This is a genomic window from Xanthomonas sp. CFBP 8445, from assembly GCF_025666235.1.
GTDB lineage: Bacteria > Pseudomonadota > Gammaproteobacteria > Xanthomonadales > Xanthomonadaceae > Xanthomonas_A > Xanthomonas_A indica.
Window position 1 is genome coordinate 19,333 of sequence record NZ_CP102594.1, and the last position, 24,819, is coordinate 44,151.

General features: G+C 70.1%; 23 protein-coding genes. 11 read left to right on the top strand and 12 right to left on the bottom strand.

Annotated features, from left to right (window positions below; all coding sequences use genetic code 11):
• Positions 1 to 23: 23 nt before the first annotated feature.
• The 5 genes from NUG21_RS00095 to NUG21_RS00115 all read right to left on the bottom strand — a co-directional run bounded on the left by NUG21_RS00095 (position 24) and on the right by NUG21_RS00115 (position 3,295).
• Positions 24 to 296, bottom strand: a complete 273-nt coding sequence (locus NUG21_RS00095) for a hypothetical protein (protein ID WP_019797179.1) — start codon at positions 294 to 296, stop codon at positions 24 to 26.
• Positions 297 to 511: 215 nt separating this feature from the next.
• Positions 512 to 1,024, bottom strand: coding sequence for a hypothetical protein (locus NUG21_RS00100; protein ID WP_263391939.1), 513 nt, complete (start codon positions 1,022 to 1,024; stop codon positions 512 to 514).
• 80 nt (positions 1,025 to 1,104) lie between these two features.
• Entirely contained in the window at positions 1,105 to 1,428 is a 324-nt protein-coding gene (locus tag NUG21_RS00105) for a hypothetical protein (RefSeq protein ID WP_019796764.1), read from the bottom strand.
• Positions 1,429 to 1,691: 263 nt separating this feature from the next.
• Positions 1,692 to 2,708, bottom strand: a complete 1,017-nt coding sequence (locus tag NUG21_RS00110) for a class 1 fructose-bisphosphatase (RefSeq protein ID WP_242082615.1) — start codon at positions 2,706 to 2,708, stop codon at positions 1,692 to 1,694.
• Between the two features lie 119 nt (positions 2,709 to 2,827).
• Positions 2,828 to 3,295: a MarR family winged helix-turn-helix transcriptional regulator gene (locus tag NUG21_RS00115; protein WP_019797007.1), complete on the bottom strand. Its 468-nt coding sequence runs from the start codon at positions 3,293 to 3,295 to the stop codon at positions 2,828 to 2,830.
• A 68-nt stretch (positions 3,296 to 3,363) separates the two neighbouring features.
• Between NUG21_RS00115 and NUG21_RS00120 the strand changes: the two genes are divergently transcribed.
• On the top strand, positions 3,364 to 4,848 hold the full coding sequence (locus tag NUG21_RS00120) for an FAD-dependent oxidoreductase (RefSeq protein WP_263391940.1): 1,485 nt from the start codon (positions 3,364 to 3,366) through the stop codon (positions 4,846 to 4,848).
• Between the two features lie 203 nt (positions 4,849 to 5,051).
• On the opposite strand, the gene NUG21_RS00125 is transcribed toward NUG21_RS00120, so the two are convergent.
• Positions 5,052 to 6,254, bottom strand: a complete 1,203-nt coding sequence (locus NUG21_RS00125) for an amino acid aminotransferase (RefSeq protein ID WP_010340653.1) — start codon at positions 6,252 to 6,254, stop codon at positions 5,052 to 5,054.
• 175 nt (positions 6,255 to 6,429) lie between these two features.
• Here NUG21_RS00125 and NUG21_RS00130 point away from each other — a divergent pair, with 175 nt between their 5' ends.
• Positions 6,430 to 8,511 carry a TonB-dependent receptor family protein gene (locus NUG21_RS00130; RefSeq protein ID WP_263391941.1) on the top strand — a complete coding sequence of 694 codons (2,082 nt, stop codon included), beginning with the start codon at positions 6,430 to 6,432 and terminating at the stop codon, positions 8,509 to 8,511.
• A 74-nt stretch (positions 8,512 to 8,585) separates the two neighbouring features.
• Positions 8,586 to 8,921: a hypothetical protein gene (locus tag NUG21_RS00135; protein ID WP_263391942.1), complete on the top strand. Its 336-nt coding sequence runs from the start codon at positions 8,586 to 8,588 to the stop codon at positions 8,919 to 8,921.
• A 156-nt stretch (positions 8,922 to 9,077) separates the two neighbouring features.
• Here NUG21_RS00135 and NUG21_RS00140 read toward each other — a convergent pair whose 3' ends face one another.
• Complete coding sequence (locus NUG21_RS00140) at positions 9,078 to 10,973, bottom strand: sigma-54-dependent Fis family transcriptional regulator (RefSeq protein ID WP_263391943.1); 1,896 nt, start codon at positions 10,971 to 10,973, stop codon at positions 9,078 to 9,080.
• Between the two features lie 243 nt (positions 10,974 to 11,216).
• On the opposite strand from NUG21_RS00140, the gene adh reads away from it, so the two are divergent.
• The 3 genes from adh to NUG21_RS00155 all read left to right on the top strand — a co-directional run bounded on the left by adh (position 11,217) and on the right by NUG21_RS00155 (position 14,294).
• Positions 11,217 to 12,746: an aldehyde dehydrogenase gene (gene adh, locus NUG21_RS00145; RefSeq protein ID WP_263391944.1), complete on the top strand. Its 1,530-nt coding sequence runs from the start codon at positions 11,217 to 11,219 to the stop codon at positions 12,744 to 12,746.
• A gap of 124 nt (positions 12,747 to 12,870) precedes the next feature.
• The gene (adhP, locus tag NUG21_RS00150) at positions 12,871 to 13,899 is read left to right on the top strand and encodes an alcohol dehydrogenase AdhP (RefSeq protein WP_184502729.1); all 1,029 of its coding nucleotides are present in this window, start codon (positions 12,871 to 12,873) and stop codon (positions 13,897 to 13,899) included.
• Positions 13,899 to 14,294, top strand: coding sequence for a DUF779 domain-containing protein (locus tag NUG21_RS00155; RefSeq protein WP_263391945.1), 396 nt, complete (start codon positions 13,899 to 13,901; stop codon positions 14,292 to 14,294). The genes adhP and NUG21_RS00155 overlap by 1 nt, the downstream gene beginning before the upstream one ends.
• 378 nt (positions 14,295 to 14,672) lie before the next feature.
• Here the strand turns inward: NUG21_RS00155 and NUG21_RS00160 are convergent, their stop codons facing one another.
• Positions 14,673 to 14,975 carry a hypothetical protein gene (locus NUG21_RS00160; protein WP_184502731.1) on the bottom strand — a complete coding sequence of 101 codons (303 nt, stop codon included), beginning with the start codon at positions 14,973 to 14,975 and terminating at the stop codon, positions 14,673 to 14,675.
• Positions 14,976 to 15,137: 162 nt separating this feature from the next.
• Between NUG21_RS00160 and NUG21_RS00165 the strand changes: the two genes are divergently transcribed.
• Positions 15,138 to 15,533, top strand: a complete 396-nt coding sequence (locus NUG21_RS00165) for a hypothetical protein (protein ID WP_184502732.1) — start codon at positions 15,138 to 15,140, stop codon at positions 15,531 to 15,533.
• Positions 15,533 to 16,510 (top strand): non-homologous end joining protein Ku, encoded by a 978-nt coding sequence (locus tag NUG21_RS00170; RefSeq protein ID WP_263391946.1) that lies wholly within the window; start codon positions 15,533 to 15,535, stop codon positions 16,508 to 16,510. Before NUG21_RS00165 ends, NUG21_RS00170 begins: the two co-directional genes overlap by 1 nt.
• A gap of 274 nt (positions 16,511 to 16,784) precedes the next feature.
• Here the strand turns inward: NUG21_RS00170 and lldD are convergent, their stop codons facing one another.
• The 3 genes from lldD to NUG21_RS00185 form a co-directional block, all read right to left on the bottom strand.
• Complete coding sequence (gene lldD / locus NUG21_RS00175) at positions 16,785 to 17,948, bottom strand: FMN-dependent L-lactate dehydrogenase LldD (protein WP_263391947.1); 1,164 nt, start codon at positions 17,946 to 17,948, stop codon at positions 16,785 to 16,787.
• 13 nt (positions 17,949 to 17,961) lie between these two features.
• A complete protein-coding gene (lldR, locus tag NUG21_RS00180; protein WP_263391948.1) occupies positions 17,962 to 18,762 on the bottom strand; it encodes a transcriptional regulator LldR in 801 nt (266 codons plus the stop codon).
• Between the two features lie 132 nt (positions 18,763 to 18,894).
• Positions 18,895 to 19,470, bottom strand: a complete 576-nt coding sequence (locus NUG21_RS00185) for a methyltransferase family protein (RefSeq protein ID WP_184502814.1) — start codon at positions 19,468 to 19,470, stop codon at positions 18,895 to 18,897.
• A gap of 230 nt (positions 19,471 to 19,700) precedes the next feature.
• Between NUG21_RS00185 and NUG21_RS00190 the strand changes: the two genes are divergently transcribed.
• From NUG21_RS00190 to fabV, 3 genes are all read left to right on the top strand, one after another.
• Positions 19,701 to 20,798, top strand: a complete 1,098-nt coding sequence (locus NUG21_RS00190; protein WP_184502736.1) for a sensor histidine kinase — start codon at positions 19,701 to 19,703, stop codon at positions 20,796 to 20,798.
• A complete protein-coding gene (locus NUG21_RS00195; protein WP_242158054.1) occupies positions 20,795 to 21,427 on the top strand; it encodes a response regulator in 633 nt (210 codons plus the stop codon). The genes NUG21_RS00190 and NUG21_RS00195 overlap by 4 nt, the downstream gene beginning before the upstream one ends.
• Before the next feature lie 362 nt (positions 21,428 to 21,789).
• Positions 21,790 to 22,995 carry an enoyl-ACP reductase FabV gene (gene fabV, locus NUG21_RS00200; RefSeq protein WP_019798160.1) on the top strand — a complete coding sequence of 402 codons (1,206 nt, stop codon included), beginning with the start codon at positions 21,790 to 21,792 and terminating at the stop codon, positions 22,993 to 22,995.
• 727 nt (positions 22,996 to 23,722) lie between these two features.
• Here the strand turns inward: fabV and NUG21_RS00205 are convergent.
• Positions 23,723 to 24,745, bottom strand: a complete 1,023-nt coding sequence (locus tag NUG21_RS00205) for a sugar kinase (protein WP_263391949.1) — start codon at positions 24,743 to 24,745, stop codon at positions 23,723 to 23,725.
• Positions 24,746 to 24,819 lie beyond the last annotated feature (74 nt).

A 24,819-nucleotide genomic window follows, 5' to 3' on the forward strand; every position in this document is an offset into this window, starting at 1 on the left:
GCATGTGCCGCGGCGACCGTCGCCTAGCGCTTGGCGGCCGGCGCCGGGTTGCCGCGGATCGCGATGCCCAGCAGCACCAGCCACATCGCCAGCGCCAGCAGGGTCGGCAACTCGAAACGGCTGGAGTTGGACAGGGTGAAGCTCCTGGCGGCGAAGAACAACAGCGTCCACAGCGCCAGGTTGATCAACACGATGCGCTTTCGCCAGCGGTGGCGGGTGAACAGCGCGATGACGGTAGGCATCAGCGCGACCGGTGCGGTGGCGAAGAAGAACAGCACGACGAGGGTCTGGTTCATGGGTTTCCTCCCGCCCGGTACGACCGGTGCACGCGACGATCGCCAGGCATGGCGCCCTCGGCGCATGTCACCGGGCTGCCGCTACCCTACCGCAGCCTGGATGCTTAGCCGAGCCGAAGCCGATATGCCAACGGCCGTCGGCGCAAATCCGGGGGGCCCGTCGGGGTGGACGGCCTGCCGTGCGCCACGATGCAACCAAAGACGCAGAGGCGGCTTCAGTGCGCCGCACGCGCTGGCCAGACCCGCTCGACCAGGTCGCCGATCTCCATCGGCGCCCATTGGCCCTCGGCGGCTCGCTGCCAGGCCGCTGGTGCTGGCCCTTGGCGCTCGGTCGGCGGCGCGTCCCACAGGGTGACGTTGAGCGCGAACACCACCACGCCGCCCTTGGCCTGGAATGGTGGCACTCGCTCCAGTGCCGTGGTCAGCGCAGTCGCCGTCGCATCGGGAAGAGCGGGTGCCAGATCCAGCCAGATCCTGGAACGGCCGCCGGGGCGGACGGCCACGGCCACGAAGCCGGCAGCAGGCCGGGGCGTGCCGACCCGCGCCAGTTCGCGCGACGCCGCGGCATTCAGCGCCTTCACATACGCCGCCAGCGCTTCGATGTGCTCGGCACGCTCGCGCATCACCGAGTCGGGCTGCAGCAGCATCAGGTTCTGCATGCGAAAGGGTTCGGCCGCCGACAGCAGGCCGCTCCATAACACCGCCACCAGCATCACGCACCAGCGCATCGGAACCTCCTTGTTCGTCTTGGTCGCTGCATCCTGCCGCATCGCTGCGCGCCCGGCCAGGGCGCGGCGCGCGTGTGCGATCAGTACAGCAGGTCGACGTAGTGGATCTTCTTCGCACCGAAGCCGCCACAGCCCTCGCTGGTCGTGAACTGCAGCACGACCTGGGTCCTGGAAGAGGCGGCGGAGAGGATGGCCGAATACTTTTCCTTGGCGATGGCGTCCGCGGAAAAATCGATCACCCAGCGCCCGTCGGACGCGCACTCGTTGTTGGTCGGCTGGTTCTCCAGCCAGACCGAGGCGTAGCTGGATTCGACCACCACACGGGTGATCTTCCCTTGTTGCGTGGTGTCGGCACAGGCCACACCCGAGACGAGCAGCAGCAGCAGTCCGAAGACATGTTTCATCGCACTTTCCCCTGTTTGAGTTGTTTTACCGCAACCGGCGCTGCGACCGCGATAGCGCACATCATCGCGCCGAGGCGCCGCCCAGAAGCGACGGCTGCCGTTCCAGGACGATCTCGCCGAAGCGCAATACGCCGCCTGTGGCGGCTTCCCCTGCACCACCGCGGCGATGCGTCGGCGTTGCGGCAGCGACTATACGGCAGCGCTGGCGACAGCCGCCATCGTCCAGGATCGCCCGGACGCGCGACCGTCGCACCACCGCACATTCAGCCTTGGCGGCTGTCGTGCTCCAGGTGATACCGCACCGCCTCGGCCACTTCGTTCTTGGAGCCGAGGAACACCGGCACGCGCTGATGCAGTTGCTCCGGCTGCAGGCCGAGGATACGCGCGCGGCCGGTGCTGGCGGCACCGCCGGCCTGCTCCACCAGCATGCCCATCGGGTTGGCTTCGTACATCAGCCGCAGCTTGCCGGCCTTGCCGGGATCCTTCTTGTCCCAGGGGTAGATGAAGATGCCGCCGCGGGTGAGGATGCGGTGCACGTCGGCGACCATGCTGGCAATCCAGCGCATGTTGAAGTTCTTGCCGCGCACGCCTTCGGTACCGGCGAGCAGGTCGGCTACGTACTGCTGCATCGGCGCTTCCCAATGGCGCTGGTTGGACATGTTGATCGCGAACTCGGCGGTGTCCTCGGGGATGCGCATGTCGGCCTGGGTCAGCAGGAAGCTGCCCTCCTCGCGCTCCAGGGTGAAGGCGTGGGTGCCGTGGCCCAGGGTCAGCACCAGCATCGTGCTGGGGCCGTAGATGCAGTAGCCGGCGGCGACCTGCGCGGTGCCCGGCTGCAGGAAGTGTTCGTCGCCGGGCTTGTCGGTGCCGGGCGGCGCGCGCAGCACCGAGAAGATGGTGCCGACCGAGACGTTGACGTCGATGTTGGAGCTGCCGTCCAGCGGGTCGAACAGCAGCAGGAAATCGCCGCTGGGGTACTTGTCGGGCACCGGCTGGCAGTGGTCCATTTCTTCCGAGGCGCAGGCGGCGAGGTGACCGCCCCAGGCGTTGGCTTCAAGCAGGATGTCGTTGCTGAGCACGTCCAGCTTCTTCTGCGCTTCGCCCTGCACGTTGCCGGTGCCGGCATCGCCGAGCACGCCGCCAAGGGCGCCCTTGCTGACCGCGATGGAGATGCGCTTGCAGGCGCGGGACACGATCGTGATGAGCTGGCGCAGTTCCGGGCCGATACGCCCGGCATGCTGTTCTTCGATCAGGAAGCGGGTCAGCGACGTTCGCGACATGGGCAGGGCGGCCTTGCGTGAGAAGGGGACCGCCATTGTCGCGGGTTGCGCCGCGGATTTCGATGCGCCGCGCTGCACGCGCGTCGAAACGCCGCGTAGCGGCCGACGCGCGCGTGCCGCTATGGCGTGCGCTCGCCGGCTTCGAGGGCAGCGGCGAACTTCGCCATCAGCCGCACCAGATCCGTCACGTCCTGCGGTGCCCAGGAGGCGAAGATCCGCCGGCCGATGCGCTCGCGTGCCGCATCCAGACGGTCGGTCATTTCCTTGCCCTTGGGCGTGACGGTGGCCTCGCGCAGGCGCCGGTCCTGCGCGTTGCCGCGGCGTTCGACCAGCTCCATCGCCGCCAGCTTGGCGACCTGGCGGCTGATGGTCGTGTAGTCGCGGCCCAGGCGCTCGGCCAGGTCCACCACCCCGATCGGCCCGAATCGCTCGATCACCACCAGCAGGCGGAACAGCGCCTGGTCCAGGGTCAGGCCGGCTTCTTCCAGCAGCCGCGCGTCGTTGCGCGGGCGGTTCATCACGCTGGCGATGCTGACCATGGACAGGTGCAGCGACTTCAGTTCGGGCGAGATATGTGTATCTTGCACTCTCTTATCGGCAGGCATATCGTCCTCTCCAGTTAAGTGCATTTTGCACATTTATGGAGCCTGCAGCGATGACGATGTCCCCCGAGGTGGTGATCTGCGGTGCCGGCGCGGCCGGTTTGACCCTGGCGATCGAACTGGCCCGCCGCGGGGTCGCGTTCCGGCTGCTGGAACAGCGCGACCAGCCCTTCCCCGGCTCCCGCGGCAAGGGGATCCAGCCACGCAGCCAGGAGATGTTCGAGGACATGGGCCTGATCCATCGACTGTTCGCCGCCGGTGGCCTCTACCCGGTGTCGCGCACCCATCGCGCCGACGGCAGCTGGGTCGACACGGTCGTGGTGGACGGCGGTCCCGCCACCCCGGCCGAACCCTATCGCAGCCCGTTGATGGTGCCGCAGTTCCTGACCGAAGCGGCGCTGCGCGCGCGCCTGTCGGAACTGGGGCACCAGGTGGAGTTCGGCCATGCCTTGCTCGATTTCGCGCAGGACGCCGAGGGCGTCACCGTACGCGTGGCCACGCCGGCCGGCGAGCAGACCATCGCAACGCGCTACCTGATCGGCGCCGACGGCGGCCGCAGCGCGGTGCGCCCCATGCTGGGCATCGGCTTTCCCGGCCAGACCCTGGGCGTGCGCGCGGTGGTCGCCGACATCGTGCTGCACGGGCTGCCGCGTGATGCCTGGCATACGTTCCACGAGGACGACAACGCGCGGCGCATTTCGCTGTGCCCGTTGCTGGGCACGGCGCTGTTCCAACTGCAGGCGCCGGTGCCGCGCGACGGCGAGGTGGACCTGTCGGTCGCGGGCCTGGCGGCCATGCTGCGCGCGCGCACCGGCCGCGACGACCTGGTGATCGACCGCGTCTGTTGGGCATCGGCCTATCAGATGAGCGCGCGCTTGGCCGATCGCTACCGCGCCGGGCGCGTGTTCCTGGTCGGCGATGCGGCGCACATCCATCCGCCGACCGGCGGCCAGGGGCTGAACACCAGCGCCCAGGATGCGTACAACCTGGGCTGGAAGCTGGCCGCGGTGCTGCGCGGCGCGCCCGCCGCCCTGCTCGATACCTACGAGGAGGAGCGGCGGCCGATCGCCGCCGCGATGCTGGGCCTGTCCACGCGGCTGCTCGATCGCGCCCGCCACGGCGACCAGCGGCGCGGTCGCGAGGTGCAGCAGCTCGACCTGCAGTACCGGGCCTCGTCGCTGTCGCTGCAGGCCGACGCGGGCGAGCGCCGGATACAGCCGGGCGACCGGGCGCCGGATGCGCCGCTGCGCGGTGCGGGCGGGCAGCCGCTGCGGCTGTTCGAGGTCTTGCGCGGCACCCACTGGACCCTGCTCGGCTATGCCGCCGATCGGGCCCTCGCCCCCGGGTGCCGCGGACTGCACGTGCACATCATCGGTCCGGCCGGGGATCTGCGCGATGTGCACGGCCACTTCGCCGACGCCTACGCACCGTACCCGGGCGAGTGGCTGTTGGTGCGCCCGGACGGCTACGTCGCCGCACGGGTGGCGACCTCGGACCTCGCGGCGCTGATCGGCCATTTCCAACGGCATGCGGCGTGATCTGCGCTGGCGTGCCTGCGCAGGTGGCACAGGATGCCGTGCGGCGACCCGATCGATCGCGCCACACGGCACAGCGCCGCCTGCGCGACCCAGCCGCCGGCGTTGGCGGCGGGCATAAAAAAACCGGGAGGCTTGCGCGCTCCCGGTGCGATGTCCTGGCCGGACTGCATCAGGCCGCCAGGCGGCGGCCTCGCCGGCGGCACTCAGCCCTTGTGCACGGTCGCCACGGCCTGGGTCACGTAGTCCAGGTTCTTCTGGCTCAGCGCGGCCACGCAGATGCGGCCGGTGCCGACCGCGTAGATGCCGAACTCCTCGCGCAGCCGGTCCACCTGCGCCTTGCTCAGGCCCGAGTAGGAGAACATGCCGGCCTGCTGCTGGATGAAGCCGAACTCCGGCGCGCCCAGGGCGGCCAGCTTCTGCACCATGCCGGCGCGCAGGGCGTGGATGCGCTCGCGCATCTCGGTCAGTTCCTGCTCCCACATCGCGCGCAGTTCCGGGCTGTTGAGCACCCCGGCGACCAGCGCGGCGCCGTGCGTGGACGGGCTGGAGTAGATGGTGCGGATGATGCGCTTGACCTGCGACTGCACCGCCTTGCTCTCGGCGGCGTTGGCCGAGACCACCGACAGCGCGCCGACGCGTTCGCCGTACAGCGAGAACGACTTGGAGTAGGAACTGGCAACCACGTAGTTGTCGATGCCGACCTCGGCCAGCAGGCGCACCGCGTAGGCATCGGCGTCGATGCCCTTGTCGAAGCCCTGGTAGGCGATGTCCACGAACGGGAACAGGTTGCGTTCCTTCAGCAGCTCGGCCACGGTGCGCCACTGCGCCTGGCTCAGGTCGGCGCCAGTGGGGTTGTGGCAGCAGGCGTGCAGCAGCACCACGCTGCCGGGCGCGAGCGCGCGTAGGTCGGCGAGCATGCCGTCGAAGTTCAAGCCGTGGCTGGCCGGATCGAAATAGGTGTAGTCGACCACGTCGAAGCCGGCGGCGGTGAACACCGCGCGGTGGTTCTCCCAGCTCGGGTTGCTGATGGCGATGGTCGAGGTGGACAGCAGCTTCTTCAGCAGGTCCGCGCCAACGCGCAGCGCACCGCTGCCGCCGACGGTCTGCGAGGTGGCGACGCGGCCGGCGGCCAGCAGCGGCGACTCGGCGCCGAACAGCAGCTTCTGCGTGGCCAGGTCGTAGGCGGGCAGGCCGTCGATCGGCAGGTAGCCGCGCGGCTTGGCCTCCTGCGCCAACTGCTGTTCGATCTGCTGCACGGCGCGCAGCAGCGGGATGCGGCCGTTTTCGTCGTAGTAGATGCCCACGCCCAGGTTGACCTTGGTCGGGCGGGAGTCGGCGTTGTAGGCCTCGGTCAGGCCCAGGATCGGGTCGCCTGGGACCTGTTCCACGTTTGCAAAGAAGGACACGGCGGTACTCGTTCGGTGGCGAAGGTGGGGGCCGGGGGGACCGGAGCCGGCGCGGTCAAACACCTCATCCTAACAAACGCGGTCGCGCTTGGCCGGGTGCGGGGCGGCGGCACATGGGCGATGATGGCGCATGTCCGTTCCCCTCCCCTCCGCCCTGCTTTGCGGGGCCTGCGCCATGGCGCTGTCGTCCCTGGTCCGCGCCGCCCCCGGCGAGGATCCCGCCACCACCCTGCCCGTCTTGCAGGTCCAGGCCGCCCGCGTCGGCGGCGTGGCCGATTTCGACCTGCCGGCGTCGCTGACCACCACCGGCCTGGGCGATAGCGACCGCCTCGGCGTGCAGGCGTCCGAGGCCCTGGCCGGGGTGCCCGGCCTGCTCGCGCGCGACCGCCAGAACTATGCGCAGGACACCCAGCTGTCGATCCGCGGCTTCGGCGCGCGCTCGGCGTTCGGCGTGCGCGGCGTGCGCCTGCTGCTCGACGGCATCCCGGCCACCATGCCGGACGGCCAGGGCCAACTGTCCAATTTCAACCTGTTCGGCAGCGAGCGGGTCGAGGTGCTGCGCGGGCCGTTCTCGGCGCTGTACGGCAATTCCTCCGGCGGCGTGGTGCAGCTGTGGAGCGCCGATGGCCAGCCGGACGATCCGTGGCGGCTGCGCAGCGCGATCGGCAGCCACGGCACCGCCGCCCTCAGCGCGCAGGCGCTGGGCCAGCAGGGCGACGTCCACTACAACCTGGCCGCCACCCATTTCAGCACCGACGGCTACCGCGACCACAGCCACGCGCAGCGCACCACCTTCAACGCCAAGATCGGCATCGACCTGGCACCGGGGCGGCGCCTGGACCTACTGCTCAACGCACTGGAGGCGCCCGATGCGCAGGATCCGCTGGGCCTGAGCCGCGCCCAGGTCGCCGCCGACCCGCGCCAGGCCACCGCCGCGGCCAGCCAGTTCGATACCCGCAAGTCCACCCGCCAGGTGCAGGCCGGCGCCATCTTCACCCAGCAGGTGGACCGGCAGACCTGGCGGCTGATGGGCTACGCCGGGCGCCGCGACGTGGAGCAGTACCTGTCGGTGCCGGTGGGCGCGCAGAGCAACCCGCTCAATGCCGGCGGCGTGATCGACCTGGATGGCGACTACGGCGGCCTCGACGCGCGCTGGGCCTGGCAGGGCGAACTGGGCGGCCGCCCGTTCCAGTTCACCGTCGGTGCCAATGCCGATCGCCAGCAACAGCACCGCACCGGCTACGAGAACTTCGTCGGCAGCACGCTGGGGGTGAAGGGCCGGCTGCGCCGCGACCAGCAGGACCGGGTGGAGAACGTGGACCAGTTCGCCCAGGCCTGGTGGCAGTTTGCCGAGCGCTGGTCGCTGCTGGCCGGTCTGCGCCACAGCCAGGTGCGGTTCCGCTCGGACGACGCCTACATCGTCGGCCGCAACCCCGACGACAGCGGCCGCACCGACTATGCCGCGACCACGCCGGTGGCCGGGCTGGTGTTCCGCGTCAGCGACGATCTGCGGCTCTACGCCTCGGCCGGGCGCGGGTTCGAGACCCCGACCTTCAACGAGCTGGGCTACCGCCGCGACGGCGGCGCCGGCCTGGCCCTGGACCTGGCCGCTGCGCGCAGCCAGAACCTGGAACTGGGCGCGAAGTGGCGCAATGCCGCCGGCGCCAGCTGGGACGCGGCGCTGTTCCGCGCCAGCACCGACGACGAACTGGCGGTGGCCAGCAACACCAACGGCCGCAGCACCTACCGCAACATCGGCCGCACCCGCCGCCAGGGCGCCGAGACCAGCCTGACCCTGCCGCTGGGCGACAGCGCGCAACTGCAGCTGGCCTACACCTGGCTGCAGGCGACCGTGCGCCAGGCCTACCTGACCTGCGCCAGCAGCGGCTGCGCCACGCCCACCGCGGTGGTGGCCGCCGGCACGCGCCTGCCCGGCGTGCCGCGCCAGCAACTGTTCGCGCGCTGGCAGTGGCAGCCGCGCGCCTGGCAGTTCGCGGTGGAGGGCGTGGCCGCCGGCGACACCGTGGTCAACGACCTAGCCAGCGAGGCCGCGCCCGGCTACGCCGTGCTCAACCTGGAAGCGGCGCGGCGCTGGGCCACCGCGCAGGGCACCCTGCGGACCTTCGCGCGCATCGACAACGCCTTCGATCGCCGCTACATCGGTTCGGTCATCGTCAACGACGGCAATGGCCGTTACTACGAGCCGGGTCCGGATCGCAGCTATACGGTCGGGTTGCAATGGGATTTCATGCCCTGAGTGGGTCGTCGACGTGCAGCATTGCGCGGGCACCGTCAGTACGGGGCCACCCTCGCACGCGTTTGGAGACGCTGATGAAAACCGGATGGCTGCTCGCCCTGCTCGCTCTCACGCCGATCACCGCGCTGGCCGCGTCCGTCACCGGCACGCTGGTCGATGGCGGCGGCATCGACGACATGACCATCGTCGTGCGTGCGGCCGATGGGCGGCAGGTGGAGGCGTATTGCGCGATGGAGTGTGGCGACTGGTTTGTCGTCGACCCAGAAAGCGAGGTGTCGGTGTTGAAGAAGGCACTCAAGGGCAGGCAGGTCGCGTTGGAGTACGCCACCGAAGCCAACGGCGACCGCATTGCGGGTCCGGACCCGGACGAGCGGTTGCGGTTCGTGAAGCGCGTGCGCCTCCTTCCCTGAGCGGTCCTGGCGGCACAGGCGCAGCAGCGCAGCCAGGCGCCGGGACGTAGCCGCCTCACACGCATGCTCATCACGTCCCTGCTGGCGATTGGCGATCACTACAGGCGAGCTCGATGATCGTGTGCAGTGTTGCCGGCAGCGTCGCGACACCCTGCTTCAGTGCGCCCCCAACTGCAGCCGCCGATACAGCGTACTGCGGCTGATGCCCAGCCGGCGCGCGGCCTGCGACACATTGCCGTGGCAGGCATCCAGTGCCTGGCGCATGGCGCCGAGCGCCAGGCTGTCCAGGTCGGCATCGGGCAACGGCATCGCGGCGCCACCGTGGCCGCCCTGCTCCGCCGCGCGGTTGCCGGGCAGGTAGGCCGGCAAGGCGTCGGTATCGACCAGCGCGTCCGCCTCGCTCAACGCCACCAGCGTGCGCAGGCAGGCCACCAGTTGGCGCAGGTTGCCCGGCCACGCATAGGCGCTGAGCGTCGCCAGGGCCGCCTCGGTCAGGCGCCTGCCCTGCCCCAGCCGCGTCCACAGGTCGGCCACCAGCGTCCGCCGGTCCGGATGCGCGCGCAGCGCCGGCACCTGCACGCAGTGGTGGGCGATGCGGTAGTACAGGTCGGGACGGAAGCGCTGTTCGGCCATCGCCGCGTCCAGGTCGCGGTGGGTGGCGCAGATCAGCGCGAAATCCAGCTTCACCGGCTTGCCGCCGCCCAGCGGCAGCAGCTCGCGTTCCTGCAGCACGCGCAGCAGCCGCGGTTGCAAGGCCAGCGGCATGTCGCCGATCTCGTCCAGGAACAGCACGCCGCCATCGGCCTGGCGCAGCAGGCCCGGGCTGCCGTGCTTGCGCGCGCCGGTGAAGGCGCCGTCCTCGTAGCCGAACAGCTCCGCTTCGATCAGCCCTTCCGGCAGCGCCGCGCAGTTGACCGCCACGAACGGGCGCCCGGCGCGCGCGCTGCGCCGGTGCAGTTCGCGCGCGAACACTTCCTTGCCGGTGCCGGTCTCGCCCTGCACCAGCACCGGCAATTGCGCGTCGAGCACGCGCCGCGCGCGTTCCAGCGCCAGCTCCTGCGCCGCATCGAACAACGGCGCGTCGGACGCGGCCGCCGCCGAAGGCCGCGACGACGCGGTCACGGTGATCGGCGCCTGCTGCGGGCGCCGCCGCGGACGGTCGTCGGCCGGGCTGTCGATGCGTCCGTGCAGTGCGCGCCCCTGCAGGTCGAACACGCTGCCCTGCTGGCGCAGCCGCGACAGCGGTTCCTCGAACAGCGCCTCGTAGGGCGCGCGCCCGAGTTCGTGGCGTTCCAGCCCGAACAGCCGCAACCCGGCCTGGTTGGCGGCCACCAGGCGGCCGTTGCGGAACGCCAGCAGTGCCTCGCGCGCGGTGCCGAGCAGCGCCGGGTCGTGGTGCACGCGCAGCAGTTCGCAGCCGGGAATGCCGTCGTCGAAGTAACGGTGCTCGATGTTGGCCACCGCCATCCGCGCCAGTGCCAGCGCATGCATGTGCTGCACGCTGGCGTCGCCGGAGATGTCGAGCACGCCGGCCAGGCCGCCATAGGGATCGAAGATCGGCACCGCCGCGCAACTGAGGATCTGATGCGGGGCGAAGTAATGCTCGCCGCCGCGCACTTCCACCGAGCGGCTTTCGACGATGGCGGTGCCGATCGCATTGGTGCCGACCTGGGTTTCGCTCCAGCACGCGCCGGGCATCAGCGCCACCCTGCCCGCCTTGTCGAGGAAGCGCGGGCTGCCTTCGGCGTCGAGGATCCAGCCGGCCTCGTCGGTGAGCAGCACGATGCTGCCGGTGGCTGCGGCGTCGCCGGCCAGGCCTTCCAACTCGGCGCGGGCCAGCCGCCACAGGCGCTCGTGCGCCTCGCGCAGGGCGCGCAGGCGCGAGGCCTCCAGCGGCTCGATCGCTGGCTTGGCGTCCGCGGCCAGGCCCAGGCGCTGGCAGCGCTGCCACGACTGCAGGATGGTGTCGGGCACCTGCCCGACCGGCGCGCCGCCGCGTTCGAAGAAGGCGCGGCGCGCCAGGCCGAGCTGATGTTGCGATGGTTGCGCCATGTCCGGCTCCGCTGTCGCAGATTGCGACACCTGTTGATACGGGTGTCCCGATAAACAGCACATCCGTCGGCGCGGTGCAATCGCCATACGTGACGCGACGCAGCAAAACCGGCGCACCTGCGTCGTTGTGTCGCGGTGCGACCGCGTGACGCGGCGCAGCACGCAAAACCTGGCATCGGACTTGCGCACATGCGGCTACCGGACGGCCCTGCCCGTCCTTTCCGACCGCCGAAGGAGAACACGATGAACGCCGTCAGCACCGCCAAGCCGCATGCCACCGATCCGCAGTCCATCTTCAAGTCGCGCTACGGCAACTTCATCGGCGGCAAGTGGGTGGAGCCGAAGAGCGGGCAGTACTTCGACAACAGCACGCCGATCACCGGCAAGGTGTTCACCGCGGTGGCGCGCTCAAACGCCGAGGACATCGAAGCCGCGCTCGACGCCGCGTACGCCGCCAAGGACGCCTGGGGCAAGACCTCCAGCACCGAGCGCAGCAACGTGCTGCTGAAGATCGCCGACCGCATCGAGCAGAACCTGGAACTGCTGGCCTATGCCGAGACCTGGGACAACGGCAAGCCGGTGCGCGAGACGCTCAACGCCGACGTGCCGCTGTGCGTGGACCACTTCCGCTACTTCGCCGGCGCGGTGCGCGCGCAGGAAGGCGGCATCTCCGAGATCGACCACGACACCATCGCCTATCACTTCCATGAACCGCTCGGCGTGGTCGGGCAGATCATCCCGTGGAACTTCCCGCTGCTGATGGCGTGCTGGAAGCTGGCGCCGGCGCTGGCCGCGGGCAACTGCGTGGTGATGAAGCCGGCCGAGCAGACCCCGGCCTCGATCCTGGTGCTGATGGAAGTGATCGGCGACCTGCTGCCGCCAGGCGTGCTCAACGTGGTCAACGGCTTCGGCCTGGAGGCCGGCAAGCCGCTGGCCAGCAACCCGCGCATCGCCAAGATCGCCTTCACCGGCGAGACCACCACCGGCCGGCTGATCATGCAGTACGCCAGCCAGAACCTGATCCCGGTGACGCTGGAGCTGGGCGGCAAGTCGCCCAACATCTTCTTCGCCGACGTCATGGCCGAGGACGACGACTTCCTCGACAAGGCGGTGGAAGGCTTCGTGCTGTTCGCCTTCAACCAGGGCGAGGTGTGCACCTGTCCGTCGCGCGCGCTGATCCAGGAATCGATCTACGAGCGCTTCATGGAGAAGGCGCTCAAGCGCGTGGCGGCGATCAAGCAGGGCAACCCGCTCGACCCCAACACCATGGTCGGCGCGCAGGCCTCCAGCGAGCAGCTGGAGAAGATCCTGTCCTACATCGATATCGGCAAGCAGGAGGGCGCCGAAGTGCTGATCGGCGGCGAACGCAACGCGCTGGACGGCGACCTGGCCGGCGGCTTCTACGTCAAGCCGACGGTGTTCAAGGGCCACAACAAGATGCGCGTGTTCCAGGAGGAGATCTTCGGCCCGGTGGTGTCGGTGACCACCTTCAAGGACGAGGCCGAGGCGCTGGCGATCGCCAACGACACGCTGTACGGGCTGGGCGCCGGCGTGTGGAGCCGCGATGCAGCGCGGCTGTACCGCATGGGCCGCGCGATCCAGGCCGGGCGGGTGTGGACCAACTGCTACCACGCCTACCCGGCGCATGCCGCTTTCGGCGGCTACAAGCAGTCGGGCATCGGCCGCGAGAACCACAAGATGATGCTCGATCACTATCAGCAGACCAAGAACCTGCTGGTCAGCTATTCGCCGAAGGCGCTGGGCTTCTTCTGACGCATGGGGCAGGGTGGCGGCACGCAGCAGCGCGTCGTCGCCTGCCAGCAACTGATCTGGATCAAGGCACTCCGTCGCCGGTCGCGCGATGGTGACATCACCCGTTTTTCTCAGGAGCGTTGCAATGGACAAGACGATGAAAGCCGCCGTGGTGCGGGAATTCGGCAAGCCGCTGGCGATCGAGGAAGTGGCGGTACCGCGGCCGCAGGCCGGCGACATTCTGGTCAAGATCGAGGCCTGCGGCGTGTGCCACACCGACCTGCACGCGGCCGAAGGCGATTGGCCGGTGAAGCCGAATCCGCCGTTCATTCCCGGCCATGAGGGCGTGGGCCACGTGGTGGCGGTCGGCGCCGGCGTGGACCACGTCAAGGAAGGCGACCGCGTCGGCATTCCGTGGCTGTACTCGGCCTGCGGCCATTGCGAGCACTGCCTGGGCGGTTGGGAAACCCTGTGCGAGACGCAGCAGAACACCGGCTACTCGGTCAACGGCGGCTTCGCCGAGTACGCGCTGGCCAATGCCAATTACGTCGGCCACCTGCCGAAGGGCATCGGCTTCGTCGAGGTCGCACCGATCCTGTGCGCCGGCGTCACCGTGTACAAGGGCCTGAAGGTCACCGACACCAAGCCTGGCAACTGGGTGGTGGTCTCCGGCATCGGCGGCCTCGGCCACATGGCGGTGCAGTACGCCAAGGCGATGGGCCTGAACGTGGCCGCGGTGGACGTGGACGACGCCAAGCTGGCGCTGGCCACACGCCTGGGCGCGACGGTGACGGTGAACGCGCGCACCACCGACCCGGTGGCGTACCTGAAGAAGGAGATCGGCGGTGCGCACGGTGCGCTGGTCACCGCGGTCTCGCCGAAGGCGTTCGAACAGGCCATCGGCATGGTTCGTCGCGGCGGCACCGTGTCGCTCAACGGCCTGCCGCCGGGCGAGTTCCCGCTGGACATCTTCGGCATGGTGCTCAACGGCGTGACCGTGCGCGGCTCGATCGTCGGCACCCGCCTGGACCTGCAGGAGTCGCTGGAATTCGCCGAGCAGGGCAAGGTCGCCGCGACCGTGGCCACCGACACCCTGGACAACATCAACGACGTGTTCGCACGCATGCACGCCGGCAAGATCGAAGGCCGCATCGTGCTGGACATGGCCGCCTGATGGATCCGTCCGCGCCCGCGGCCGCGCTGCCGCCGCAGGTACTGGCAACGCTGCCGGCCCTGCAGCTGATCGCCAAGCTGCGGGCGCGGCACGGCGCGCTGCTGTTCCACCAGTCCGGCGGGTGCTGCGACGGTTCCTCGCCGATGTGCTATCCGCAGGACGACTTCATCGTCGGCGACCGCGACGTGCTGCTGGGCGAGATCGGCGAGGCGCCGTTCTACATCAGCCCGTCGCAGTTCGCCTACTGGAAGCACACGCAGCTGATCATCGATGTCGTGCCCGGCCGCGGCGGCATGTTCTCGCTGGAGAACGGCGAGGGTGTGCGCTTCCTGGTGCGCTCGCGGTTGTTCGATGACAGCGAGTACGCCGCGCTGGAGGCGGCGGGGAAGGTGTAGTCGTGGAAGCGCGCGACCGTATGCATGTGTAGGAGCGGCTTCAGCCGCGACCGTGGCGTTACCGGTAACGTCGGTCGCGGCTGAAGCCGCTCCTACATGGACGGGATTCGGACGCAGTGGAGGAGGGTTCGTGTCCCTGGTGAAGCAAGTTTCTTCCATTGAGCACGTCACCGACCAGGTCGATGTACTGGCCGATGCAAAGGATGCCGCGATGATGCTCACCACAACGCAGCGCCGGGCACTCCCGTAGGAGCGGCTTCAGCCGCGACGGGCCTTACCGGGAACGCCCGGGTCGCGGCTGAAGCCGCTCCTACACACATCCGTTGTACATCGCAAAACGACGACGAGCGCGACAACAACGCCCTAAGACGGGTCCGGCTAAGACCCCTTCGGCGGCTTCGCCGGCACGAACGGCGACACCGGATCACTGGCGGGAAAGGTTTCTTCCAGCGCTTCGTCCTGGTTGGCGTCGGCATGCCGTCCGTGCGCGGTGTCGGGGGTGGAGTGCGCCGGCGTGTCCTGCGGCGCAGCGCGGTTTTCGCCGGTGCGCGGTTCGTGTTCGACGATGGTCTCGGGGCTGTCGCCGGCGCCGCGGTCTTCGCGGTCCTGGGTGTGACGCTTGCCGCGCTGTTCGCCGGGGACGGGCGGGGCCTGGCGCAGCGGATCGGTGGGCGTGGTCATGTCCGGTTCCTCCAGAGGAATGGCGGCGGAGGTCCAGTTCACCGCCGCGGCAGTGAAGCCATTGCGAATCGCGGTCCTTGCACGCGTCGGTCACGAACTGCTAACGGGGCGGGCGCTACTGCTGCGCATCCCCCCGCCGACGTTGCCGCCCGGAGCCCTGCCATGCGCCCCAGCGACCGCCCCGACCCCTTGCTGTTCAACGCCCATCTGGACCCCTTGCCGAGCGTGCCGCCGCCGCGTCGCCGTGGCGCCGCACCGCGCCCGCAGGATGCGCCGGACTACCGCCGCTACAGCCTGGCCGACTATCGCCAGCGCCGTGCGCGCCACCGCACCCCGTGGCGCGACCTGTGCCCGGCCTATGCCTTCGCCCTGCAGACCCACGCCCGCGGCTGGCCGCGCGGGCCGGAAGCGGAGACCGATGGCGAGCTGGCCGCGCACTGGGACTTGGTGCGCGGCGACTCGCGGCTGGACTGGGACCAGGCGCGGCAGGTGGTCGAGGACGCCTGGCAGGCGCTGGATCACCTGCCGGCGCAGGCGACCGGCATGGAGGCGCACTGATGCCGCGCCCGATCTGGACCGGCACGCTGTCCTTCGGCCTGCTCAACGTGCCGGTGTCGCTGATGTCCGGCGAACGCCGGGTCGATCTGCACTTCCGCATGCTCGACGCGCGCGACAAGCGCCCGATCCGCTTCGAGCGGGTCAATGCCGACACCGGCGAGGAAGTGCCGTGGAAGGACATCGTCAAGGCCTACGAATACAGCAAGGGCAACTACGTGGTGGTCGAGCAGCAGGACATCGCCTCGGCCGCGCCGGAGAGCCATGAGGCGGTGGAGGTGGAAGCCTTCGTCGACGCCGCCGAGATCGACCTGCGCTACTTCGAAAAGCCCTACGTGCTGGTGCCGGGCAAGAAGGCCGAGAAGGGCTATGTGCTGCTGCGCGAGACGCTGCGCAGCACCGGCAAGGTCGGCATCGCGCGGGTGGTGATCCGCACCCGCGAATACCTGTCGGCGGTGATGCCGCTGCAGGATGCGCTGGTGCTGATCCTGCTGCGCTATCCGCAGGAACTGGTCGACCTGGACGACTACACGCTGCCCAGCGGCAAGGCCGCCGACTACCGGATCAGCGCCAAGGAAACCGAGATGGCGGCGCAGCTGATCGACTCGATGTCCGGGCGCTGGGATCCCGATGCCTACCACGACGAATTCCGCGAGCGGCTGCACGCGGTGATCCAGAAGCGGATCAAGGCGCAGGAGGGCACCACCCAGGTCGACGAGGACGCCGAGGCCCCGCACCGCGAGGATGCCGCCACCAACGTGGTCGACTTCATGTCGCTGCTGCAGAAGAGCCTGGAGGCCAAGAAGCGCACGCCTGCCAGGCAGGACGAGCGTGTGCCCGTGCGCAAGACCGCCAAAAAGGCCAGCAAGCCGGCCAAGGCGGCGTCCGGCAAGGCGAAGAAAGCCACGCGCGCGAAACCGGCGGCAGCCAAGGCCAAGCCGGCCGCACGCAAGGCGCCGGCGCGGCGCAAGGCGGGCTAGGGCGGGTCGGTGGTGGTGGCGCCAGGTGTGCCACCGATCCGGAGGGCGACGCACCGCATCGGGCCGGCGAGCGCGCCGCCGGCGGTGCGGCGCACAGCGCCAGCCGGTCTTCAGGTCGTGCCGCGCGCCGTCAATGCCGCGGCTCGCCTGGCAACCCGAGCGCGCGCGGTGGCAAGGGCGTCATTCGCTGGCGTGCCTTGCCATCCGCGTTCTGGCGTCCTCGCGACAGGCACGCGCCATCGCGGCCTGGCAGGTTGCGACTGGCTGACACGCCCTACGCCGAGACCATCGCCTCGCGCGTCACCTGCGCCAGCGACTCGCGCGAAATCGCGGCGATCGACTTGGCGCCGGTCAGGGTCATCGCCACCTGCATCTCCTTCTCGATCAGGCTCAGCAGGTGCTCCACGCCGGCCTGGCCGGCGGCGGCCAGCGCGTACACGAAGGCGCGGCCGAGCAGCACCGCGTCGGCGCCCAGCGCCAGCATGCGCACCACGTCCAGGCCGCTGCGCACACCGGAGTCGGCCAGGATCTTCAGCTCGCCCTGCACCGCATCGGCGATCGCCGGCAATGCCCGCGCGCTGGACAGCACGCCGTCGAGCTGGCGTCCGCCATGGTTGGAGACGACGATGCCGTCGGCACCGAAGCGCACCGCATCGCGCGCGTCGGCCGGGTCGAGGATGCCCTTGATCACCATCGGCCCGGTCCAGAACGCGCGGATCCATTCCAGATCCTTCCACGTGATCGACGGGTCGAAGTTGGCGCCGAGCCAGCCGATGTAGTCGGCCAGCCCGGTCGGGTGGCCGCGGTAAGTGGAGATATTGCCCAGGTCGTGCGGGCGCCCGCGCAGGCCCACGTCCCAGGCCCAGCGCGGGTGGGTAACTGCCTGCAGCATGCGCCGCAGCGGCGCATTGGGTCCGCTCATGCCCGAATGCGCGTCGCGGTAGCGCGCTCCCGGCACCGGCATGTCCACGGTGAACACCAAGGTGGTGACGCCGGCCGCCTTGGCCCGTTCCAGCGCATTGCGCATGAAGCCGCGGTCCCTGAGCACGTAGAGCTGGAACCACATCGGCCGGTCGATCGCCGGCGCCACTTCCTCGATCGGGCACACCGACACCGTGGACAGGGTGAAGGGCACGCCCTTGGCCGCGGTCGCCTTGGCCGCCTGCACCTCGCCGCGCCGCGCGTACATGCCGGTCAGGCCCACCGGCCCCAGCGCCACCGGCAAGGCCAGGCGTTCGCCGAACAGCTCGGTGCGCAGGTCCAGCGCCGACATGTCCTCGCGCAACACCCGCTGGCGCAGGGCGATGTCGCTCAGGTCGGACACGTTGCGGCGCAGGGTGTGCTCGGCATAGGCGCCGCCGTCGATGTAGTGGAACAGGAACGGCGGCAGCCGGCGCTGCGCGGCGGCACGGTAGTCGGTGGACGCGGAAATGATCATCGGGGCAGGGCGGTCAGGAAGAGGAGGGCAGGCGCGAGGCGCGGGCGCGGCGCGCATCGTCCTCGTCCAGGGTGCGCAGCGCGCTGTGCACGAATTCCAGGTGGGCGTGCGCGGCGGCGCGGGCGCGTTCCGGGTCGCCGGCCAGGATCGCGTCGCGCAAGGCGCGGTGCTGGGCGTGCAGGGCGGCGAAGATGCGCGGCGAGGCGAACAGCTGTTGCCGGCTCTGCGAGATGTTGGCCTGCAGCAGGTCGAACAGGCCGCGCATCACCTGCAGCAGCACGCGGTTGTGGGTGGCCTCGGCGATGGCCAGATGGAAGTCGGCATCGGCGTGCGCCTGGGCGGCCGCATCGGCCTGCGCATGGGTCTGCAGCAGCGCCTCGAACGCGGCGTCGATGCGCGCGCGGTCGTCGTCGGTGGCGCGCAGCGCCGCGTGCCAGGCGGTGGCGCCTTCCAGGGCGTGGCGGGCTTCCAGCACGTCGAAACGGTATTCCGGATCGGCGTGCAGCAGCGGCAGGAACGGCTGCAGCGGCGCCACCACCTGGTCCTCCGGGGTCGGTGGCCGTTGCACGTAGGTGCCGCCGCCCACGCGGGCCCGCAGCAGCCCCTGGCTGGCGAGCTGGGCGAGGGCCTCGCGCAACACCGGGCGGGACACGCCCAGTTCCGCAGCCAGAGAGCGCTCGGCGGGCAGGCGCGCGTCGACCGCCAGGCCGCGTTGCACGATCAGCGTCCGCAACTGGGCGGCGACCCGGTCGCTGAGCCGGGCAGGGGGCTCGGCGGCTGCCGGTGTGCTGGCGGCAATGGTGATTTTGGTCATACCAATTTCGCGGAGAGCAGAACGCTACGGCGGCATTAAGCGCCTGAGATCACGTGGCGTCAATCGCTTCAACGCGATGGCTGCAGAGCATTGGTAATACCAATCAGTGGGGGCGCGACCAACGACGTGGCCTCACCACACCCACGGCAGCAGCCGCCAGCTGTGCGCGGCGTAGTCCGGGTACTCCTCGGGGAAGGCCTGGGTCAGCATCGCTTCCTCGACCTGGATGCGGCGCAGGAACGCCCAAGTCACCGGCAGCACGATCGCCAGCAGCGACAGCACGTTGCCCATGCCCAGCGCCAGCCCGTAGAACGCCAGCAGCGCGCCGGTGTAGGAGGGATGCCGCAGATAGCGATACGGCCCGTGGCGGACCAGGCGGTGGCCTTCCTGGATGGTCACATCGACGGTGAACCAGCGCGCCAGCACGCGGATCGACCACAACCGCAGCGCCAGGCCGCTGGCCAGCAGCACGCACGCCGTCCAGCGCAACGGCTCGCGCAGGTGCGGCGCATACCGCCACACGCCGAGCATCGACAGCACGACGCCCAGCGCCACCGCGGCGTACAGCACGCGCCACAGCAGCCGCAGCGTGCCCTGGTCGCGGGCGCCGCCATCGGCCGCGCGGCGGCGGCGGCCGAGCAGGATTTCGTAGGCGCCCCAACTCAGGCCGAGCAGCATGAACAGAAGATCCGGATGGTGCAGGGTCATGGGCATGGCGGTGTCCTCGTGCGGCGTGCAATGCCGACATTGCGTGGCAGGGTGGATGAATCGCCCCCATCCAGCGCGCCGGGCGTCCAGCGCGCAGCAGGGCATGGACGCAGTGTGCCGCCATCGTGGTGGCGGGGCAGTGGCCGCTGGTCACCCGCTCCGCCTGCCGGAAGTCACTTTCTGCGTCCGGCCCATTGCCGCGGCGTCGCCGCGCGGTCAGCATCCGCCGCATGAACCGATTCCTGCGCGACCTGATCGAACCCAAGCGCCTGGCCGGGCTGCTGACCGTGGCCACCGTGCTGTGGTCGTTCCAGTTCGCGCCGCATGCATTGGCGGCTTGGCGCTGGCTCGCGGCGATGCTGTTCCTGCTGCCGCTGCTCGGCGCCCACTACTTGCCCGGGCGCTGGCGCGATGCCGCGCTGTGGCTCGAGGCGGCGGCGGCGATGGCCCTGGTCTGGCTCGAGCCGCACGTCGGCACGGCGCCGGTGCTGCTGGTGGTGGTGGTCGCGCAGCTGGCGCTGCAGTGGCCGCCGCGGCAGGTGCTGGCGCTGGCGTTGCTGGCCAACCTGGGCACGTTCCTGGCGCTGTCCGCCGCCGGCATCAGGCATCCTCTGCCGACCACGCTGATCTACGCCGGCTTCCATGCCTTCGCCGGCCTGAGTGCGCACTACGCGCGCACCGCCGAACTGGCGCGCGAGGCGCTGGCGCGGGTCAATGCCGACCTGTTGGCCACCCGCGCGCTGCTCGCCGACAGCACCCGCGATGCCGAGCGCCTGCGCCTGGCGCGCGAACTGCACGACGTGGCCGGGCACAAGCTCACCGCCATGCGCATCCAGCTGCGCCTGCTGCTGGCCGATCCGGCGCTGGCGCAACGGGCGGAGGTGGCGACGGTGGAGCGGCTGTCCGGCGAGTTGCTGGCCGACATCCGTGCGGTGGTGCAGTCGCTGCGCGACGAACGCGGCGTGGACCTGGAGACGGCGCTGTGTGCCCTGGCCGCGCCATTCCCGCGGCCGCAGCTGCAGTTGCAGATCGACCCGGCGCTGCGCATCACCGACCCGCACCTGGCCGAGACCCTGCTGCGGCTGGTGCAGGAAGCGCTGACCAATGCCGCGCGGCACGCCGACGCCGCGCACGTGCGGGTGCGCCTGGGCCAGGACCGACAGCAGCTGTGCCTGGACATCGAGGACGACGGCCACCGCGCCGAGCGCATCCGCGAGGGCAACGGCATCGCCGGCATGCGCGAGCGCCTGGCCGCGCTGCACGGGCGCCTGGACCTGGGCCGCACGCCGCTCGGCGGCATGCAGCTGAGCGTGAGGCTGCCGCTGTGAGCGCGCTGCGGATCGCCCTGGCCGACGACCAGGTGCTGGTGCGCGCGGGGCTGCGCGCGCTGCTGCAGACCCAGGGCATCGTCGTCGCCTGCGAGGCCGACGACGGCCAGGCCCTGCTCGACGCGGTGGCGGCCACGCCGGTGGACGCGGTGCTCAGCGACATCCGCATGCCGGGCATGGACGGCATCCAGGCGCTGCAGCAGCTGCGCGCGCGCGGCGACCGCACGCCGGTGCTGCTGCTCACCACCTTCGACGAATCCGACCTGCTGCTGCGCGCCACCGCCGCCGGCGCGCAGGGCTTCCTGCTCAAGGACGCCGCGCCGGAGGATCTGCGCGAGGCGATCGCGCGCGTAGCCGCGGGCGAGACCCTGCTGCAGCCGGTCAGCACCGACCCGGTGCGCGCGCGCTACCGCTACCGCGACGAGGATGCCCCCCGCGACACCTTCAACGAACGCGAAGTGGCGATCCTGCGCCTGCTCGCCGGCGGCTACTCCAACAAGGAGATCGCGCGCAGCCTGTTCCTGGCCGAAGGCACGGTGAAGAACTACGTCTCCACCATCCTCGACAAGCTCGGCACCCGCGACCGCACCCGCGCCGTGCTCAAGGCGATCACCTTGCGCATCATCTGATGCCGCGCAGGCGGTGGCGCTGCGACGTCCACCGGCAGCGCGTCGGGACTGAAGTCCCTTCCACACCGGTTCCATCCACCGCGCTATGCCCCCGCTTGCCGTAGGAGCGGCTTCAGCCGCGACAACCGACGGCGCGATGCGTGGCTCGCCGACCAGCGCGATCCACCTCGCGCCAGCGCAGCGCCCGCCACCACGATGCCTGCCTTTGTGGGAGCGACTTCAGTCGCGACGCGACACCCCCGCACGCGCGCGCCTCCACCCGCACCGCGTTCCATACCCTGCCGTGTGCTGCCACCGGGACTTCTGCATGCCCGCCGCAGACATTAAGATGCCGCGGGCATTGTGCCGACGAGGAATTCACGTTGATCATCCATCCGAAAGTCCGCGGTTTCATCTGCACCACCACGCATCCGCTCGGCTGCGAGCGCAACGTGCTCGAGCAGATCGCCGCCACGCGCGCGCGCGGCGTGCGCCACGATGGGCCAAAGAACGTGCTGGTGATCGGCGCGTCCAGCGGCTACGGCCTGGCCTCGCGCATCACCGCCGCGTTCGGCTTCGGCGCCGCCACCCTCGGCGTGTTCTTCGAGAAGCCCGGCAGCGAGAAGAAGGCCGGCACCGCCGGTTGGTACAACGCCGCCGCCTTCGACAAGCAGGCCAAGGCCGACGGTCTGTACAGCAAGTCGATCAACGGCGACGCCTTCTCCGACCAGGCGCGCGAGAAGGTGATCGAGCTGATCAAGCAGGACATGGGCGGCCAGGTCGACCTGGTGGTGTATTCGCTGGCCTCGCCGGTGCGCAAGCTGCCGAGCACCGGCGAAGTGAAGCGCTCGGCGCTCAAGCCGATCGGCCAGACCTACACCGCCACCGCGATCGACACCAACAAGGACGCGATCATCGAGGCTTCGATCGAGCCGGCCACCGAGCAGGAGATCGAAGATACCGTCACCGTGATGGGCGGGCAGGACTGGGAGCTTTGGATCGATGCGCTGGACGCCGCCGGCGTGCTCGCCCCGGGCGCACGCACCGTCGCCTTCAGCTACATCGGCACCGAGATCACCTGGCCGATCTACTGGCACGGCGCACTGGGCAAGGCCAAGGTCGACCTCGACCAGACCGCGCAGCGCCTGCACACGCGCCTGCAGCAACATGGTGGCGCGGCCAACGTGGCGGTGCTGAAGTCGGTGGTGACCCAGGCTAGCGCCGCGATCCCGGTGATGCCGCTGTACATCTCCATGGTCTACAAGATCATGAAGGAAAAGGGCCTGCACGAAGGCACCATCGAACAGGCCGACCGCCTGTTCCGCGAGCGCCTGTACCGCGAGGACGGCCAGCCGGCCGCCACCGACGACGAGAACCGCCTGCGCCTGGATGACTGGGAACTGCGCGACGACGTGCAGAACGCCTGCAAGGCGCTGTGGCCGCAGGTGACCACCGAGAACCTGTTCCAGCTCACCGACTACGCCGGCTACAAGCACGAGTTCCTCAAGCTGTTCGGCTTCGAACGCCAGGACGTGGACCACGACGCCGATGTCGACCCGGACGTCAAGTTCGATTGCGTGGAGCTCTGAGGAGCGGGGATTGGGGAGTGGGGCTCGGGAGTCGTTGTGATCCCGGATCCTGGAGAGAACATGCGGCCGGCAGCGATGTCGGCCGTTTTCTTTTTCGATGGCAGCCGAAGCGATGGCTGCGCCGGGATGAGCGGCCTCCATGGGCGAGACAGGCGAGGGCTGTGCAGTGGCGGCGGGCCAGGCCGTACAGTGGATTAGCGGCGCTGCCCGCAACACCGAAGCAGCGACATGTGCGCCATTGCGCTCGCACCGCGCATTGCCAATGTTCGATTGCTTGTCGCGGCTGAAGCCGCTCCTACGAGAGCGCACGCCGCCGACAGCGCACGCCGCACCCGTAGGAGCGGCTTCAGCCGCGACAACCGAAGCCGTGATGCGTGAATTGACCGAATCGCGTCGGGACTGAAGTCCCTCCCACAAATACACCAGCCATCCGCGGCAGCCGCTTCCTCGTAGGAGCGGCTTCAGCCGCGACAAGCGAAGCGGCAATGCGTGCGTCGACCGAATCGCGTCGGGACTGAAGCCCTCCCACAAATACACCAGCCATCCGCGGCAGCCGCTTTCCCCGTAGGAGCGGCTTCAGCCGCGACAACCGAAGCCGCGATGCTAGATTGACCGAACCGTGCCGGGAATGAGGTCGGTTCGATACCACGGCGCCGCCCCGCGCCGCGAAACCCGCAGCGCTAGCGCCTTTGCCAATCCCCAATCCCCAATCCCGAATCCCGGCTTTTCACCGCCTCACATCGAAACGCGTCGCCCCCACGCAGGCCTGCACCTCGGCTTCGCTCAGCGCCAGCACGTCGCCGGGCAGCGTGTGCTTGAGGCAGCCGGCGGCCAGGCCGAAGCGGATCGTGGCGGTGTCGTCCCACCCCTGGCTCAACCCGTGCAGCACGCCGGCGGCGAAGGCGTCGCCGCCGCCGATGCGGTCGACGATGCCGCTCAGCTCTTCGGCCGGCGCCTGCGCGACGCTGCCATCGCGGCGCAGCAGCATCGCGCCCAGGCTGTGCCGGTCCACGCTGTGCGCCACGCGCTGGGTGCAGGCCATCGCCTGCAGTTGCGGGAACGCGGCGAAGGCGTCGCGCGCACCGGCCTCCACCCGCGCCGGCACGCTGTCCTGCGGGTAGCGGTGACCCAGCACCACCTCCAGGTCGCGATAGTCGGCGAACAGCACGTCCGCCTGGGCCAGCAGCTGCCGCAGGATGCCCGGCGCATCGCCGTGCCAGGCCTCCCACAGCTTGGGCCGGTAGTTGCCGTCGAACGACACCCGCACCCCGGCCGCGCGCGCTGCCTGTGCCGCGGCCAGCGCCGCCGCCGCGCCGCGTTCGCCCAGCGCCGGGGTCACCCCGGACAGGTGCAGCCACTGCGCGCCGCGCAGCAGCGTCGGCCAGTCGTGCTGGTCGCCGGCATCCAGCGCGAAGGCCGAGCTGGCGCGGTCGTAGGTGACCTCGCTCGGCCGGTGCCCGGCGCCGGTGCTGAGGAAGTACAGGCCCATGCGCCCGGGCACGAAGCGCACCCCGCTGGTGTCCACGCCGTGCCGGCGCAACTCGCCGGCCGCGGCTTGGCCCAGCGGGTTGTCCGGCAGCACGCTGACCACGGAGACGGCATGGCCGAAATGCGCCAGCGCCACGCCCACGTTGGCCTCGGCACCACCCACCTGCACCTCCAGCCGCGGCGTCTGCAGCAGCCGTTCGTGGCCGGGCGCGCCCAGGCGCAGCAACAGTTCGCCGAAGCAGACGATGCGGGAAACGGTCATGGCGGGCGGGTCCGGGCGGCGAAGGGACGCCAAGCATGCCGCGAAACGCGGACGTCGGCCAGAGAAACTGACTA